Consider the following 16,711-nt stretch of genomic DNA (forward strand, 5'->3'; position numbering starts at 1 on the left):
AGCTCCCGGTCAGCCCCGCAGGTCAGCCGGCCGCCGGCTCGTCGCCCTCGACGTCCTCGGCATCAGCATTACGCGCGACACCCACGACCTGCACACCGGGCTCAAGGTCGATCAGCTTCACGCCCATCGTCTGGCGCTGTGCCCGACGAACGTCCTTGGCCACGGTACGCAACACGCCGCCGTTCGACGCGATGGCATAGAGCTGATCGTCGGGCTCGACGACGAGCGCGCCGACCAGGTTGCCCCGGCTGGGAACAATCTTCGCGGTGAGCACGCCCTTGCCGCCGCGGCCCTGGATCGGGTATTCGCCCAGCGGCGTCCGCTTGGCGTAGCCGCCACTGGTCGCCACCAGCAGGTCCGCCCGCAGGTCCTGCTTGACAACGGCGAGCGAGAGCAGCTCGTCGGCGGCGTCGAACCGCATGCCGATCACTCCGGCGGTGGCGCGGCCCATCGGGCGCAGCTGCTCGTCGTCGGCGTGGAACCGGATCGACTGGGCGTTGCGGCTGACCAGCAGCAGGTCGTCCTCGGCGCCGACGAGCCTGGCTCCGATCACCTCGTCGTCCTCGCGCAGGTTGATCGCGACGAGGCCGCCGGTGCGGTTCGAGTCGAAGTCGGCGAGCGCGGACTTCTTGCACAGCCCGCGCTTGGTGGCGAGCACCAGGTAGGGCGCGGCCTGATAGTCGTGAATCGCCATCACCTCGGCGATGCGCTCGTCCTGGCCGAAGGCGAGGATGTTCGCCACGTGCTGGCCCTTGGCGCTGCGGGCCTGCTCGGGCAGCTCGTGCGCCTTGGCCCGGTACACCCGGCCTTTGTTCGTGAAGAACAGCAGCCAGTGGTGCGTGGTGGTGACGAAGAAGTGCTCGACGATGTCGTCCTCGCGCAGCGCGGCACCCTGCACGCCCTTGCCGCCGCGCTTCTGCGAGCGGTACAGGTCGGTCTTGGTGCGCTTGGCGTAGCCGCCTCGGGTGACCGTGACGACGACGTCTTCCTGGGCGATCAGGTCCTCGATCGACATCTCGCCTTCGAACGGCACGATCCGGGTGCGCCGCTCGTCGCCGAACTTGTCGACGACCTCCTTGAGCTCCTCGCTGATGATCTCGCGCTGCCGCTGCGGCGAGGCGAGGATGGCCTCCAGCTCGGCGATCCGGGCGCGCAGCTCAGCGGCCTCATCGATGATCCGCTGCCGCTCCAGGGCGGCGAGGCGGCGCAGCTGCATGTCCAGGATCGCGGTGGCCTGGATCTCGGAGAGCCGGTAGGGCGCCAGATCCTCGATGGTGGCGCCCGTCGAGGCGTAGCGGCCGTCCATCAGCTGTTGCCGCGCCACATCGGCGGACTCGGCGTTACGGATCAGTGAGATGACCGCGTCCAGGTGGTCGAGTGCCATGAGCAGGCCCTCGAGGACGTGCAGGCGCTCGCGGGCCTTGCGCAGCTGGTAGCGGGTCCGCCGGACGATGACGTCGACCTGGTGCTCGACGTAGTAGCGGATCATCTGGTCGAGCCGCAGGGTACGCGGCACGCCGTCGACGATCGCCAGCATGTTGGCGCCGAAGGTGTCCTGCAGCTGGGTGTGCTTGTACAGGTTGTTCAGCACGACCTTGGCGACGGCGTCGCGCTTGAGGTCGATGACCAGGCGCTGGCCGATCCGGGCCGAGGTCTCGTCCCGGACGTCGGCGATGCCGGAGACCTTGTTGTCGCGGACCAGCTCGGCGATCTTCTCGGCGAGGTTGTCCGGGTTGACCTGGTAGGGCAGCTCGGTGACGACGAGCTGGGTGCGGCCCTTGTTCTCCTCGACGTTGACGATGGCGCGCATCCGGATACTGCCGCGGCCGGTGCGGTAGGCGTCCTCGATCCCGGAGCGGCCGACGATGAGTCCGGAGGTCGGGAAGTCGGGGCCCTTGACGATGCCGATGAGCGCCTCGAGCAGTTCCTCGTCGGTGGCGTCTGGGTGGTCGAGGGCCCACTGGACGCCGGCGGCGACCTCGCGCAGGTTGTGCGGCGGGATGTTCGTCGCCATGCCGACGGCGATACCGCCGGCGCCGTTGACGAGCAGGTTCGGGAACCGGCTCGGCAGGACCAGCGGCTCCTGGGAGCGCCCGTCGTAGTTCGGCGCGAAGTCGACGGTGTCCGCGTCGATGTCGCGCAGCATCTCCATGGCGAGCGCGGCCATGCGGGCCTCGGTGTACCGCATGGCGGCGGGCGGGTCGTTGCCCGGCGAGCCGAAGTTGCCGTTGCCGTCGACGAGCGGGTAGCGCAGCGACCACGGCTGCGCGAGCCGCACCAGGGTGTCGTAGATCGCCGTGTCGCCGTGGGGGTGGTAGTTACCCATGACGTCACCCACGATGCGGKAGCACTTGAAGTACCCCCGGTCCGGGCGGTAGCCGCCGTCGTACATGGCGTAGAGCACCCGGCGGTGCACGGGCTTGAGGCCGTCGCGGACCTCGGGCAGGGCCCGCCCGACGATGACCGACATCGCGTAGTCGAGGTACGACCGCTGCATCTCGACTTCGATGCCGATCGGTTCGATCCGGTCGCCAGGCGGCGGTAGTACGTCGACCACGATGTCCTTCCAAGGCAGTGCGGAGCTGATCGGATATTTCCCAGATCAAGCAGGCTTAGACGGTTATGTCGTTCTGAAGTTCGTATGTTGCGTGAACCCGGCGTCGAGAGTTCGCTCCCCGGAGCCCTGGTGATCCGCACCAGCGGGCTCCGGTAACTCGCCTCCCGAGGCAGACAAGTTGCGGCAGAGGGTCAGCCCATTTCGTCGGGCGAAGCCCGACATCGGGGGTTCCAGGGGGTCGCCCCCCCCCGGGCAGACATCGCGGGCTACCGGGAAGCTGGCCCCACGCCAGCGAACAGGGCTACCCGCCTCGGTCAGCGAACAGTTCACCCCAGCTAGATATCGAGGAAGCGGACGTCCTTGGCGTTGCGCTGGATGAAGCTGCGACGGGCGTCGACGTCCTCGCCCATCAGGACGCTGAACAGTTCGTCGGCCACCGCGGCGTCGTCGAGCGTGACCTGCAGGAGGATCCGCTTGTCCGGGTCCATGGTGGTGTCCCACAGCTCGGTCGCGTTCATCTCGCCGAGGCCCTTGAACCGCTGGATCGCGTCCTTGGGCAGCTTGCGACCGGTCTCGACGCCGCGCTCGACGAGCCCGTCACGCTCCCGGTCGGAGTATGCGTACTCCCAGTCCTCTCGTCCCCATTTGATCTTGTAGAGCGGAGGCTGCGCCAGGAAGACGTGGCCCGCCTCGACCAGCGGGCGCATGAACCGGAAGATCAGGGTGAGCAGCAGCGTCCGGATGTGCTGGCCGTCGACATCGGCGTCGGCCATCAGCACGATCTTGTGATAGCGCAGCTTGGCGATGTCGAACTCGTCGTGAATGCCGGTGCCCAGCGCCTGGATCAGCGCCTGGACCTCCGCGTTCTTGAGTACCCGGTCGATGCGGGCCTTCTCGACGTTGAGGATCTTGCCGCGCAGCGGCAGGATCGCCTGGAACTTCGAGTCGCGCCCGCCCTTGGCCGAGCCGCCGGCCGAGTCGCCCTCGACGATGTAGACCTCGCAGCGTTCCGGGTCGGTGTACTGGCAGTCGGACAGCTTGCCGGGCAGGCCGGTGCCGCCGAGCAGGCCCTTGCGCCGGGTCAGGTCACGGGCGGCGCGGGCGGCGATCCGAGCGCGCTGCGCGTCGAGCGACTTGGAGACGATGGCCCGCGCCTCGACCCGGTTCGCGTCGAACCAGTCCCGCAGCGCGGAGTAGCACATCTCCTGGACGAACTTCTTCGCCTCGGTGTTACCGAGCTTCGTCTTCGTCTGGCCCTCGAACTGCGGCTCGGCGAGCTTGACGGAGATGATCGCGGTAAGGCCCTCGCGGATGTCGTCGCCAGACAGTCGCTCGTCGCCGCTCTTCGAACCGGCCTTCACGGGCTTGAGCAGGTTCTGGTCCTTGGCGTACACGTTCACCGCGCTGGTGAGCGCCGCCCGGAACCCCTCCTCGTGGGTGCCGCCCTCGTGCGTGTTGATCGTGTTCGCGAACGTGTAGACCGACTCGTTGTAGCCGGCGTTCCACTGCATCGCGAGCTCGGCCTCGATGCCCTTGCTCTTGGCCTCGAGCGCGATGATCGTCTTGTGGATCGGTTCCTTCGTCGCGTTCAGGTGGGTGACGAAGTCGGCGAGGCCGTTCTCGTACATGAACGTGACCTCGGCCGGTTCCTCCGGCCGCTCGTCCCGCAGCGTGATGGAGATGCCCTTGTTCAGGAACGCCATCTCCTGCAGCCGGCGGTAGAGCGTCTCGTACTTGTACTCGGTGGTCTCGAAGATCTCTTCGTCGGCCCAGAAGGTGACGGTGGTGCCGGTGCGCTGGCCCCTCTTCAGCGGCGCGCCCTTCTCGAGYGGGCCGGGGCGCTGCGCGGTGTACGTCTGGAGCCAGGTGAAGCCGTCGACCTTGATCTCGACGTCGAGCCTGGTCGACAGTGCGTTGACGACGCTGATGCCGACGCCGTGCAGACCACCGGACACGGCGTAGGACTCGCCGTCGAACTTGCCGCCGGCGTGCAGCTTCGTGAGCACGACCTCGACCGTGGGCCGCTTCTCGGTGGGGTGCATGCCCACCGGGATGCCGCGGCCGTTGTCGACGACGCGCACGCCGCCGTCGGCCAGCAGCGTCACCCTGATGGTGTCGCAGTACCCGGCGAGCGCCTCGTCGACGGAGTTGTCCACGACCTCGTAGACGAGGTGGTGCAGGCCGCGCTCGCCGGTGGACCCGATGTACATGCCTGGCCGCTTGCGGACCGCGTCGAGACCCTCGAGAACCTTGATCGAACTAGCGTCGTACGCCACGCACTGGGTCCCCTCGTCAAGGCCCCCTCGTTATGGRCCGAAGTCCTCATCAGTCTACCCGGCAACCCGCCATAACAGACGCAGGGTGACGCCTGACGTCCGCGTAGCGACCCGATGGAGGACTGGCCGAATCCCCCTACGCGAGGCGCGCCCCGCGTGCTGTGGCGCCGATCCACGCCGATTCCACGCGCTCAGAGCCCGGCCACGGGCCGATGGCTCGTCTGTCGGAACGCTGCCGGATCAGACCGTCACGATGCGAGACAATCGAGGGGATCGGCGCGAGCGACGCCTCCGGAACGGCTGACCTGCCATTTACCCGTAGGTGTCGCGAGGACCCCGGCCGCCTGGCATCTGGGCGGGCCCGTGCCGCCAGGAAGGCGCCGACGGCCCGCGCACGTTGATCCGGGTGACGACGTCCGGGCCCAGCTCACGGCGCAGCTCGCCGAGGATACGGCCGGCCAGGAAACGCAGCTGGGTCGCCCAGGCGGTCGACTCCGCGGCGAGCTCCAGCACCCCGTCACGCAGCGAGACCGGGGTGGCGTGCGCGCTGATGTCCGGGCCGACGATGGAGTCCCACCGGGCCAGCACCGTCGAGTCGGCCGCCTTCCCCCGCCAGCCACGCGCCGCGAGCATCCGCGCGACGGCGGTGCCGAGGGAGGCTGGCTCTCGCCACTCCCGCCCCGGCGCGGCGATTCCCGGCAGCCTTGGTCTGCGCGGTGGGTCACGGTCGTCGTCTCCATCCGGGTCCCCAGGACCGGCGCCGGGCCGCGAGGGGGGCGCGCCGCCGGGGCCCCCGTCAGGGTTCCGGCCCGCCTGGCCRCCCGGGCGGGCCCGGGCCCTGGCATCCGCTTTCGCGGCGGCGAGCACCTGGCGAGCCAGATCGGCCCCCTTGGGCGTCGCCACGCCGGTCGATGCCGCCAGTCCGGGCCGGCCGTCCGTCGCCGGTTCTCCTGGCTGTTCGCCTGGCTCAGTCGGCAAGGCTGACCTCCCCCGTCCGCACGGTGAACCGTGGCCCCCCCAGCTCCGCTGGCACGTCCGCGTCGACGGCCGCGGTGATCAGCACCTGCTCGGCCGGCGCGACCAGTTCCGCGAGCCGCCGACGGCGGTGCGTGTCGAGCTCGGCGAAGACGTCGTCGAGCAGCAGCACCGGGCCGCGGTCGTCCGCGCCCAGCAGCTCGAAGGCGGCCAGCCGCAGCGCCAGGGCGAGCGACCACGACTCGCCATGGCTCGCGTAGCCGCGGGCCGGGCGGCCGCCCACTGACAGGACCAGCTCGTCGCGGTGCGGGCCGGCCAGCGTCACGCCGCGCTCGACCTCCCGCGGCCGCAGGGTGGCCAGCTCCGCGAGCATCGCGTCCGCGATCGCCTCCCGATCGGCGCCCTCGGGCAGCGGCACCGAGCACCGGTAGTCGACGCCGACGGGCGTCGACGTCTCGGCTCCGGCCACGGCCGCGTAGGCCGCGGCGATCTGGGGGCGCAGCTCGTCGACGAGCGCGAGCCGGGCGGAGAGCAGCTCGGCACCGTGCCGGACCAGCGACTCGTCCCAGGAGTCCAGGGTGCGCAGGTCGCCCCTGGCGCGCAGCAGGGTGGTCCGCTGACGCAGCACCCGTTCGTAGTCGGCGATCACCCCGGCCAGCCGGGGAGAGCGCGCGACCAGCAGCTCATCCAGGAACTGACGACGGGCAGCCGGGTCGCCCTTCACCATCTGAAGGTCCTCCGGCGCGAACAGCACGACCGACAGCAGGCCGAGCAGCTCACGAGGCCGGGAGAGCTGGCGACGGTTCAGCCGGACCCGGTTCGCCCGGCCGGGAAGGATCTCGATCTCGGCCAGTGCCGCCCGCTCACCGCGCACGACGCGGGAACGGATCACGGCGTGCTCGGCGCCCTCCCGGATCAGCGGCACGTCGCCCGAGACACGGTGGCTGCCCAGAGTCGCGACGTAGCCGACGGCCTCGAGCAGGTTCGTCTTGCCCTGGCCGTTGGATCCCACGAACGTGACCACCCCGGGCGGGAGGGTCAGCTCAAGCGACGGATAGGACCGAAAATCAACCAGTTGCAGATGCGTCATGTGCACGCTTTTGGCTGCTCCCTCCGGTCCCGTTGCTGGTCGCTTTTTACTGCCTCCTTGCGTTTTCAGCTGGTTTGGGTGCCCTGCCTGGGTGCGATGGGGCTGGGTTGCCTGGCTGCCCCGTGGTTGGCGCGTCTCCAGCCGTCGGGCGCGCTGTTTGCCGGCCTCCTACGCCTCCTCGCGTTTCTGGCCGGGCTGGTTGCGCTGGACCGGGTGCGATGGGTCGCTGAGCGTCAGCCGTTCAGTTGGATTGGCATGAGCAGGTAGCGGTAGTCGGGGGCCTCGCCCTCGCCTGCGCCCTTGCCGGTGAGGATCGCCGGCTTCTTCGCGGCGACCTCGGCGTCGTCGGCGCTGGCGAAACCGAACTCGACCTGGTCGGAGTCGATCGCGTTCAGCGCGTCCTGCAGGTAGGCCGGGTTGAACGCGACCGCCAGGTCCGGGCCGGAGTAGGTCGAGGGCAGCGTCTCGGACGCCTGGGCCTCGCCGCCGTTGCTACCGGCCTCCAGCTCCAGGTGGTCCTCGGTGAACGCGAGCTTCACCGGCGCGGTCTTCGGTGCCACCAGCGCCACCCGCTTGACCGCCTCCAGCAGCGGGGCCTTCTCCACCGCCGCGATCAGCGGGCACGAGTCGGGCAGCAGCTTGCGGTAGGGCGGGAACTGACCGTCCACCAACCGGGTGGTGGTCTGCCGGCCGTTACCAGCGAAACCGGCCAGCGCCTCGCCGGAAGGACCGGTGCCAAGCGCGATCGCGACCTCGACCGAGCCGCCGGACAGCGACCGGGCCGTGTCGAGCAGCGTGCGTGCCGGGATGAGCGCGACACCAGCCGCGTCGGGGCTTTCCGGGCGCCACTTGAGGGTGCGGACCGCGAGCCGGTAGCGGTCGGTGGCGGCGAGCGTCAGGACATCGCCCTCGATCTCCAGCCGCACTCCGGTGAGCACCGGCAACGTGTCGTCCCTGCCGGCGGCGACCGCCACCTGGGAGACCGCGGCGCCGAACGCGCCACCCTCGATGTAGCCGGTGATCGGCGGCAGCGGAGGCAACGCCGGGTACTCCTCGACGGGCATGGTCCGCAGGGTGAACCGGGCGTTGCCGCAGGCGATCACCAGGCCATTGCCCTCGGTCCACACCTCGACCGGCGCGGCCGGCAGCTGCTTCGTGATCTCCGCGAGCATCTTGCCCGGCGCGAGCGCCCGGCCCTCCTCGGAGATCGTCGCCTCCAGCTTCGCCTGGGCGGCCACCTCGTAGTCGAAGGCGGCGACCACCAGGCCCGGCCCGCTCGCGTCGAGCAGCAGGCCGGTGAGCACCTGCTGCTGGGCCGCCGTAGCCGTGCGACTCGGCAGGCTGCGCGCGGTCCAGGCGACCGCCTCGGTGAACTCGTCCCGTTCAACCCGGAACCTCATGCCTGCCTCCCTCTGGCGGCGACGAACCGAACCAGCATCTCAGAGCCCTCCGACAGCTCTGCGAGCGGTCCAGTCATTCATGCAAGCAGGCGATCACACAGAGCAACTATCGACGCGGGCGGCCCGACGAAGAACCCAGCCGCTTCCCGTCAGGACCGGGACGTGGCCACAACCAGACGCCGCGGCCGTCAGCCCGCCACCTCGCCGGCCCAGCTCCGGTCTCACCGGGGTGCGGCCAGATGGGCACCGACATGAAACACCTTGGCCAACGGTGAAGGGCCAACGACGGACGCCCGCTCGGTACTCCCGCTGTGTCCCTCGTCGAAAGGCGTGTGGACCCGCCATCGGGGGTAAAGCGTCCCATAGCCGCTGCCGGCAGGGCAGCGGCGGGCTGTCCGCTTGGGAACCAGAGCGGCCCCGCCGTGGGCATTGCCCTCGTGCGGCGGGTGCGGCCGGTGCGGCGGCGGCGAGCCGGGCGAGGCACCGAGCGCTTCATCCCCAGGCCCTAGCTCTTCAGACTTTGATCTCTCTGAAAATTTAAATGATCGTCGTAGTAGTAGGGCCTGTGGAAACTGGGGATAACCAGCGTTCGCGCAGGTCAGAGGCCCTGGAGCCCGGTGGAGATCGTGTGGGTGGAGCTGTGGGCCAACCCGGTCTTCGTCCACAGGGCGGTCTTGTCCCCAGGCGCCATGCACCGTTCATCCACCGGTTGCCCCCACGTCGTCCCCAGGCTGCCCCCCAGTTCTCCACAGCTTCTCGGCCCGGTTGTCCGCAGGTCACCCCCAGCTTGTCCACAGGCTTGTCCACAAGCTGTGGGTGAATACCACCCAAGTGGTCTCGCGGCAGCTGGGAGCGCTCGGCGGTTTGTTGTGGACGGTCCGGGCTGGTTGCGCGAGAAGGGTCTCGCTCGACGGATCGATGAGCGAAGTAATGAGAACGGGGCCTATCGGACCCCGGCGTCCTAGTCAATTGGAATCAGAACGGACTAGTCAGCCAGAATCAGGGCGAACGCTTACGCCCTCGAGACCTGGCGACGAGGTCTTCGAGCGCGCGAACACCCGCCAACTCCGTATACCCAAGATGTCCACAGCCTGTGGGCATCTTGGGGCGTCGGCGTGACGTGCCGTGGAGCGGAGGGCGCGGTGACCGGCGGCAGAGGTCAGAGGTGGCGGGTCTCGGCGCKGATGCGGTTGGTCAGCTCGGTGACCTGGTTGTAGATGGCGCGGCGCTCCGCCATCAGRCCGCGGATCTTGCGGTCGGCGTGCATGACCGTCGTGTGGTCCCGGCCGCCGAACTGCTGGCCGATCTTCGGCAGTGACAGGTCCGTCAGCTCACGGCACAGGTACATCGCGATCTGGCGGGCGGTCACCAGTACCCGGCTGCGTGACGTCCCRCACAGGTCCTCCATCGAGACCCCGAAGTACGCCGCGGTCGCGTTCATGATCGAGGTCGCGGTGATCTCGCTGCTGGTCGCGTCCGGGATGAGGTCACGCAGCACGATCTCGGCCAGCGTGCGGTCGACATGGGACTTGTTCAGGCTGGCGAACGCCGCCACCCGGATGAGCGCGCCCTCGAGCTCACGGATGTTGCGCTCGATGTGGGTGGCGATGTACTCCAGCACGTCCGGCGGGACCGGCAGCCGCTCGGTGGCCGCCTTCTTCGACAGGATCGCGATCCTGGTCTCCAGGTCCGGCGGCGTGACGTCGGTGATCAGTCCCCACTCGAACCGGCTGCGCAGCCGGTCCTCGAGGGCCGAGAGCTGCCTGGGCGAGCGGTCCGAGGAGATGACCAGCTGCTTCTCGGTGTCGTGCAGGGCGTTGAAGGTGTGGAAGAACTCCTCCTGCGTCCGCTCCTTGTTCTCGAGGAACTGGATGTCGTCGACCAGGAGCACGTCGATGTCCCGGTAGCGCCGCTGGAAGGCCTGCTGCCGGTCGTCCCGGATCGAGTTGATGAAGTCGTTGGTGAACTCCTCGGTGCTGACGTACTTCACCTGGGAGTCCGGGTAGAGCTTCAGCGCGTAGTGGCCGATCGCGTGCAGCAGGTGGGTCTTGCCCAGCCCCGAGTCCCCGTAGATGAACAGTGGGTTGTATGCCTTCGCGGGTGCCTCGGCGACCGCCACCGCGGCGGCGTGCGGGAACCGGTTGCTGTCGCCGATGACGAACGTCTCGAAGACGTACCGGGGGTTGAGCCGGGCCGGCTCGGACGGCCGCGGCTCCGGGTCGCGGCCGAGCCCGGCGGCGACCCGCTGGATCGGCGGCGCCGACGCGTCGAGGAAATGGTCCTGGGCTCCGCCCCCGCGGCCGATGCCGTCGTGGCCCAGATCCTCGCGCTCGCGCGTGACCGCTACCGGCGGCGACGGCAGCACCATCGGGCCCGTCATCGGCTCTGGATCCGTCTGGTGCTCGACGGTGACGGCGACCCGGATCTCCCGGCCGTACGCGGCGGTCAGCGCGGTGGCCAGGAACGGGCGCAGCCGGGAGTCGAGCAGATCCTTGGTGAACTCGTTCGGGGCCGCGAGCAGCGCGGTGTCCTGAACCAGGCCGAGTGGCCTGGTCAGGCGCAGCCAGGCCCGCTGCTGAGCGGACAGCGTCCCGTCGGCCACCCCGGCCACCGCCTGCCGCCAGACCGCGTGCAGGTCAGGGTCGTCCCCCAGCGGCAGCTGACGCTGAGAACCCGTGACGGAGGGCGGTTCGCGGTCGGTCACGGGTACTCCTTGGCGGGTTGGCCAGGTCGGCGGACGCGGGGTCCGGGAGCGCGACGCGGGGTCGCGTCCCTCGACCAGCGCACGACGAGTGGACTCGGTGGGACTCAGACGGGACCACGACGCGCCGCGCCGGGTTCTCCACATCGTCGTCCACAACCTGTGTACGGACATGACACCGCATCCGGCGTGCCGCCGGCACGGCAGCCCCTATCCCACCGACTGCGCCTTCTCTACCGACCGCACCTCTGGGGAGAAGGAAGACGGCGGGGCGGTCAGCGGGAGCGTCGGCAAGGGGCGACCCGGAGGCTGTGTAAACTAGAGCGTCGCCAGCGGTTTCATCCCCAACTGGGGTCAGCGCGCGTCCACCGGACCGCTCGAGGGGTACCTCGAGTACGTCCATCGGGCGCGTGGCGCCCTCTACATCGATGCGTGCGTCGAACTGGGGCCGCCACTGGCGTAGCCTGAGTACGGACAGCGTCTGCCTGTCGCGTCCCTGACCGCCTGTTACCCGGAGTCGTCACGTGAGCAAGCGCACCTTCCAGCCGAACAACCGTCGGCGGTCCAAGACCCACGGGTTCCGGCTGMGGATGCGTACCCGTGCCGGCCGCGCCATCATCTCCGACCGCCGCCGCAAGGGTCGCCGCGAACTGTCCGCCTGAGGCGGACCTCGCCGGCGCTCGGTTACCGGCTCCGATGCTTCCCGTCCGCTCGCGTGTCAGCTCCCGGGAGGAGCACGCCCGAATTGGGCGGGAAGGCCGCCGGTTCAGCTGTTCGCCGCTGATCGTTCATGCCCTCAGCACCCGTGATTCCGGCCCGGCCAGGGCCGGTTTCGTGGTGAGCCGCAAGGTCGGTACGGCGGTGACTCGTAACCGGGTCCGTCGTCGCCTGCGGGAGCAGACCCGCTCCCGGCTCGCCTCGGTGCCGCCAGGCACCCTGCTGGTCATCCGCGCGCTGCCGGCCTCGGCCGAGGCCAGCTCGGCCGAACTGGGCAGCGCGTTGGACCGCGGCCTCGCGGCGATGCGCGCCGGCCGGGCACGGTCCGGCCAGGACCGTTCGGCCCGTGCCCGCGCGACGACGGCGAAGCCGCGTCCGGCCACGGGCCAGTCGGATGACCCGGCCAAAGGCAGCGCCGCCATGACCAGACCTGGCGCGACCGCCGGCGTCCCGGATGACATGGCCGCGAGCCCGCCGGCGGGCTCGGACGAGCGGCGACGGAGCCGGCGATGAGCGGCCCCGCCTGCGCGCTGTGCGTGCTCGGGGTGCTCGCGCTCCTCGATCTCACGCTCGCGTCCGCCGCCGTCAGCCGGTGGCTGCCGCGAGTCGCGCGTGACCGTTCCGGCGCCGTCCGCGGCCCACTCGCGTGGCTGCTCGCCGCCCTTGTCCGCGGCTATCAGCTCGTCTGGTCGCCACGTTCGGCCGGCGCCTGTCGATTTGAGCCGTCGTGCAGCGCCTACGCGCTGTCGGCCGTTCGTATGCATGGCGGGGTACGAGGCGGCCTGCTTGCCTGCTGGCGCCTGCTGCGCTGCCAGCCGCTATCCCGCGGTGGGTACGACCCAGTACCTGTACAGTCCGCCCGAGGGGCCTGGAGGAGTTAGACCGGTGCTGGATCCGCTTTACCATCTCGCGGCGAACGCGATTGTCTTCTTCCACAAGGGCTTCGGTCCGATCTTCGGCCAGGACAGCTTCTTCGCCTGGGCCTTCTCCGTCGTCCTCCTGGTCGTCTGCGTCCGTATCCTGATCTTCCCGCTGTTCGTCCGGCAGGTGAAGTCGCAGCGGACGATGCAGCTGATGCAGCCTCGGATCAAGGAGATCCGGGAGAAGTACGGGCATGACAAGCAGGTCATGCAGCAGAAGATGATGGAACTGCAGAAGGAGCACGGCAACCCGCTGCTCGGCTGCCTGCCGATCTTCCTGCAGATCCCGCTGTTCCTGGCGCTGTTCCACGTCTTCACGCACCTGTCGCCGATGAACGAGGGCCCGGGCGGCGCGCTGATCTGGCGGCCGCGCGTCGGCCTGAGCGCCGATCAGGTCGAGCAGATCGCGTCGGCCAAGGTGTTCGGCATCTCGCTGGCGACGTCGTTCACGTCGAAGTCGAGCCTGCTGGACTTCCTGCACGCGAACGGCACGCACGTCAAGATCGTCGCCGTCGTGCTCATCGTCCTGATGGGCGCGACGACGTTCTTCACCCAGCGCCAGATCATGGCCCGTACCGGGCCGACCGACCCGCAGCAGGCGATGGTCCAGAAGGTCCTGCTCTACGGCTCGCCGGTCATGCTGGCCATCTTCGGTTTCCGGTTCCCGATCGCCGTCCTGATCTACTGGCTGACCACCAACCTGTGGAGCATGGGCCAGCAGTTCTACGTCATCAAGCGGATGCCGGCACCGACTCCGGACGCCTCCGGCCGGCTGCCCGGCGCCCGCCCGGCGACCGCCGCCGCCGTGAGTGACCGCCCGGCCCCCTCGCGGCCGGCGCCGGGCGCCAAGCCGGCTCCTGGCGCCCGCGCCAAGGGCAAGGGCACCGCCGCTGGCACCCGGCAGACCTCGATGACCAAGGCGACGCCGCCGGCCACCACGAACGGAGCGGGAGCGAAGCGGAACGCGACGCCGGCGAGCGGCTCCACCGCCGCCAAGAGCGGCTCCGCTCCAGCTGGCACCAGGTCGCCGCGTGGTGCGTCGAACCGGGCGGCGCAGCCGTCCGCCGGCGTGAAGGACGCCGCGGTGAAGGACGCCGCCGTGAAGGACGTGGGCACCACCGGCCCGGAGGCCTCGCCATCGGCGGACGCCGCCGCCGCTCCGACACCCGTCCCGGCCGGCGTCACCCGGCATGTCGGCGGGTCGCGCCCGGCCGCGAAGCGCAAGAGTGGCGGCAAGGGGAAGCGTCCCGGCGGACGGCGGTGAGCGATCGTGGTTCCTCCCCCGGCAGCCGGCCGACCTGGTGTGTCCTGAACGAGGGACCGCCGCCGACGGCGGCCCACCTACCCATGGAGTTGCGCTGATGAGCGGTTCCGACCTCGCCGCCCACGTCGACGAGGACCTGTCGCTGGCAGACGAGTCGACGAGCACGCAGGAGCGGCTGACTGCCCTGGAGCAGGAAGGCGAGATCGCCGCCGACTACATCGAGGGTCTGCTTGACATCGTCGACATGGACGGCGACCTGGACCTGGACGTCGAGGGCAGCCGCGCGGTCGTGGCGGTCGTCGGCGACGGCCTCGAGAAGTTGATCGGCCCGAGCGGGGAGACCCTGGAGGCCCTGCAGGAGCTGACCAGGCTCGCGGTGCTGCAGAAGACGGGCGAGCGCAGCCGGCTGATGCTCGACGTCGGCGGCCATCGTGCCCGCCGCCGCGCCGAGCTGCGCGAGCTCGCGGCGGAGGTGGCCAGGAGGGTCGTCGACGGGACGAAGAAGGAGAAGCTCGCGCCGATGACCCCGTTCGAGCGCAAGGTCGTCCACGACGTCATCGCCAGCGTCGACGGCGTGCGCAGTGAGTCCGAGGGCGAGGAGCCCAACCGCTGCGTCGTCGTCATGCCAGTCTGAGGCGATCGTCAGAAGCCGTCGGCATGCCCGACGGCCTGGCTTGGGTCGGTCCGGCACGGGTGCACCCGTGCCGGACCGACTTTTTCTGGAGGGCGATCGGGCTTGTCCGTTGACCGAGGCTCCCCGCTGCCCACCCGGAATGATGACCGCGCCGAGCCCGGCGACTCCGCGCGCGCCGTCCGTATCTCAGGCGGCGACGTCTCAGGCGGCGACGCGCGCCGCCGCCTGACGGCCCGCGTCGTCCGCACGGGGAGAAGCGACCTCCGGTGGGCCGGCGGGGTCGGCCTGGTACTGGTCGCCCTGGATGTCGTGCTACGGGCCTACCTGCGGCGGCCGTTCTGGTACGACGAGATCTGGCGGGGCCATTTCGTCGGCGAGCCGCTCGGGTCGTTCTGGTCGGAGCTGGCGCGGGCCAACACCCCGTCGGCCGTCGGCTGGGTGGTCATAGAACGCCTCGGCGGTGACCTGCTCGGCTGGCACGCGTGGGTGCTGCGCCTCCCGGGGTTCGTCGCGCTGCCCCTGCTGGGCATCGGGATCGTGCTGCTCGCGGCCCGGTTCACCGGCCCGGTGCCGGCGGCGTTCGCCGCCCTGTGGATCTGTCTGAACAGCACGCTTCTCGACCTTGGCACGCAGCTCAAGCCTTACACCGTCGAGATGCTCGCCGCCGTCGTCGCGGTCCTGCTGTGGATGGGTGCCGAGGGCGGGACCGCCCGCGGCGCCGGGTCCGCGGGTGTCTCGGACGGGCGGGCCGGCGGCGGCCTGGACCACGGGCGGCTGGCCAGACGGACGGCTGCCGGCCTTGTGAGCCTGCTCTCCGTCCCAGCAGTCTTTGTCATCGCTCCGCTCGTGGCGGCCGACCTGGTGACCGCGATGGTCCGCGCTCGCCGGGCTTCTCGGGCGGATGCCGGCGGCGCTCTCGCGGCGGGCGGATGGCGGGCACTGGAGGCACTGCCCGCCCTGGTGCTCACCGGGGCGAACACGCTGTTCTTCGTCGGTCATCAGTCCAGCCAGCGGCTGGGGCACTACTGGGACGCGCAGTTCCTCGCCGGGCGGGGGCTGGGCGGCGGTCTCTCCTTCATCGGCGGACAGCTGCGCGACTTCGTGACCGGTACGCCGCCCGGGATCGACCGCTACGACCCCAGCCTGCTGCACCCGCCGACCGACGGGACCTGGGTGTCGCTCTGGCTGCTCGCCCCGACCGTCGTCCTCTGCGGGCTGGCGGGTGTCGCGCTGCTCGCCCGGCGGCACGACGGCCGGCAGGTGCTCGCCGCGCTCGGCGGCGCGCAGCTCGCGATGCTCGCCGCGAGCGCGGTCCGGTTCTGGCCCTTCGGCCCGACCCGGACCAATCTCTTCCTGGTCCCGCTGATCGTTCTTGTGGTCGTCGCGGGTGCCGCGGACCTGATTCACCGCATGTTGAAGATCGTCAGGACTGGTACTCCTACCCCTAGGCGACACGTAGTTGTCGAGTCACTTTCAGTGACTATCTCGGCGGACGACGTCCGTTCCCTGCCGCGAGAGATTCCTGCCCAGGTAGACCCGGCCGCCGGCCAAGGCGCTCTCCCAGCGGGCGGCGGGCACGCGGCCCGGATCTCGGCGAACCCCGGAGCCGACAGCGGCGAGGCCGTGCCCGGCCGGAGGCCGCTCTGGCGCGCGGCGGGGGTCGTGGTCGTCGTGGCGCTCGTCGCCGCCGGGATCGGCGCCCAGGTGTCCTCGGCGGCTCGTGACGGCCGGCTCTACGAGCAGCGCGACCGGCTGCGCGGCCTGGACCTCACCATCGACGCCGCGATCGCGGCCCGCCGGCTCTACCGGCCGGGCGACCTCGTGGTCGTGGGGGGTCGGCTGATGCGCCCCGGCTGGATCTACGCCATGGAGGCCAGCGACGACGCGCCCCGTCGGCCGGCCGCTCTCCCCGCTCGGACCGCCCACGGCGAGCCCGCCCGGATACCCCGGCCGGACACGCTGTTCTTCTCCCGGCCCGGTGAGGGGGAGGTCGCCCGTGACGTCGCGGCCCGCTCGCCCGCCCCGCGGCGCGTCCTGCTCTTCGTCTTCGAGCCGGATGTGGCGGCCACGCGCGCGGACCTCGCCGACCTCCGCCGCGCCGGYTGGTGCCCCAGCGAGGTTCGCGCCTTCCCGTTGACCGGAACACTCACGACACTTGTGCACTGCCACTGACCATT

12 protein-coding genes are annotated in these 16,711 nt (G+C 70.4%); 6 read left to right on the forward strand and 6 right to left on the reverse strand.

The features are described from left to right. Positions 1-22: 22 nt before the first annotated feature. The 6 genes from gyrA to dnaA form a co-directional block, all read right to left on the reverse strand. On the reverse strand, positions 23-2,557 hold the full coding sequence (gyrA, locus tag BL253_RS13270) for a DNA gyrase subunit A (RefSeq protein ID WP_076816785.1): 2,535 nt from the start codon (positions 2,555-2,557) through the stop codon (positions 23-25). A 335-nt stretch (positions 2,558-2,892) separates the two neighbouring features. Next, positions 2,893-4,833: a DNA topoisomerase (ATP-hydrolyzing) subunit B gene (gene gyrB, locus BL253_RS13275; protein ID WP_076816787.1), complete on the reverse strand. Its 1,941-nt coding sequence runs from the start codon at positions 4,831-4,833 to the stop codon at positions 2,893-2,895. Between the two features lie 312 nt (positions 4,834-5,145). Beyond that, complete coding sequence (locus BL253_RS13280) at positions 5,146-5,811, reverse strand: DciA family protein (protein WP_241834751.1); 666 nt, start codon at positions 5,809-5,811, stop codon at positions 5,146-5,148. Beyond that, positions 5,801-6,904 carry a DNA replication/repair protein RecF gene (recF, locus tag BL253_RS13285; RefSeq protein ID WP_076816788.1) on the reverse strand — a complete coding sequence of 368 codons (1,104 nt, stop codon included), beginning with the start codon at positions 6,902-6,904 and terminating at the stop codon, positions 5,801-5,803. Before recF ends, BL253_RS13280 begins: the two co-directional genes overlap by 11 nt. A 227-nt stretch (positions 6,905-7,131) precedes the next feature. Beyond that, positions 7,132-8,298, reverse strand: a complete 1,167-nt coding sequence (gene dnaN, locus BL253_RS13290; protein ID WP_076816790.1) for a DNA polymerase III subunit beta — start codon at positions 8,296-8,298, stop codon at positions 7,132-7,134. A gap of 1,159 nt (positions 8,299-9,457) precedes the next feature. Next, positions 9,458-11,002, reverse strand: coding sequence for a chromosomal replication initiator protein DnaA (gene dnaA / locus BL253_RS13295; RefSeq protein WP_076816792.1), 1,545 nt, complete (start codon positions 11,000-11,002; stop codon positions 9,458-9,460). Between the two features lie 521 nt (positions 11,003-11,523). On the opposite strand from dnaA, the gene rpmH reads away from it, so the two are divergent. From rpmH to BL253_RS13325, 6 genes are all read left to right on the forward strand, one after another. Next, positions 11,524-11,661 (forward strand): 50S ribosomal protein L34, encoded by a 138-nt coding sequence (gene rpmH / locus BL253_RS13300; RefSeq protein ID WP_076816793.1) that lies wholly within the window; start codon positions 11,524-11,526, stop codon positions 11,659-11,661. A gap of 34 nt (positions 11,662-11,695) precedes the next feature. After that, positions 11,696-12,229, forward strand: a complete 534-nt coding sequence (gene rnpA, locus BL253_RS45130) for a ribonuclease P protein component (protein ID WP_081438271.1) — start codon at positions 11,696-11,698, stop codon at positions 12,227-12,229. Further along, complete coding sequence (yidD, locus tag BL253_RS13310) at positions 12,226-12,597, forward strand: membrane protein insertion efficiency factor YidD (protein ID WP_076816795.1); 372 nt, start codon at positions 12,226-12,228, stop codon at positions 12,595-12,597. Before rnpA ends, yidD begins: the two co-directional genes overlap by 4 nt. 4 nt (positions 12,598-12,601) lie before the next feature. Beyond that, entirely contained in the window at positions 12,602-13,900 is a 1,299-nt protein-coding gene (yidC, locus tag BL253_RS13315; RefSeq protein WP_076816797.1) for a membrane protein insertase YidC, read from the forward strand. A gap of 97 nt (positions 13,901-13,997) precedes the next feature. Continuing rightward, entirely contained in the window at positions 13,998-14,534 is a 537-nt protein-coding gene (locus tag BL253_RS13320) for a Jag family protein (RefSeq protein ID WP_076816799.1), read from the forward strand. Positions 14,535-14,636: 102 nt separating this feature from the next. Beyond that, positions 14,637-16,706, forward strand: coding sequence for a hypothetical protein (locus tag BL253_RS13325; protein ID WP_241834752.1), 2,070 nt, complete (start codon positions 14,637-14,639; stop codon positions 16,704-16,706). Positions 16,707-16,711 lie beyond the last annotated feature (5 nt).

Origin of the sequence: Pseudofrankia asymbiotica, assembly GCF_001983105.1 — a bacterium.
GTDB lineage: Bacteria > Actinomycetota > Actinomycetes > Frankiales > Frankiaceae > Pseudofrankia > Pseudofrankia asymbiotica.

Excerpts from the sequence above, each read along its gene's own strand:
- dnaN (WP_076816790.1), bottom strand. The coding sequence starts at position 8,298 with ATGAGGTTCCGGGTTGAACGGGACGAGTTCACCGAGGCGGTCGCCTGG.
- rnpA (WP_081438271.1), top strand. The coding sequence starts at position 11,696 with ATGCTTCCCGTCCGCTCGCGTGTCAGCTCCCGGGAGGAGCACGCCCGA.
- yidD (WP_076816795.1), top strand. The coding sequence starts at position 12,226 with ATGAGCGGCCCCGCCTGCGCGCTGTGCGTGCTCGGGGTGCTCGCGCTC.
- BL253_RS13320 (WP_076816799.1), top strand. The coding sequence starts at position 13,998 with ATGAGCGGTTCCGACCTCGCCGCCCACGTCGACGAGGACCTGTCGCTG.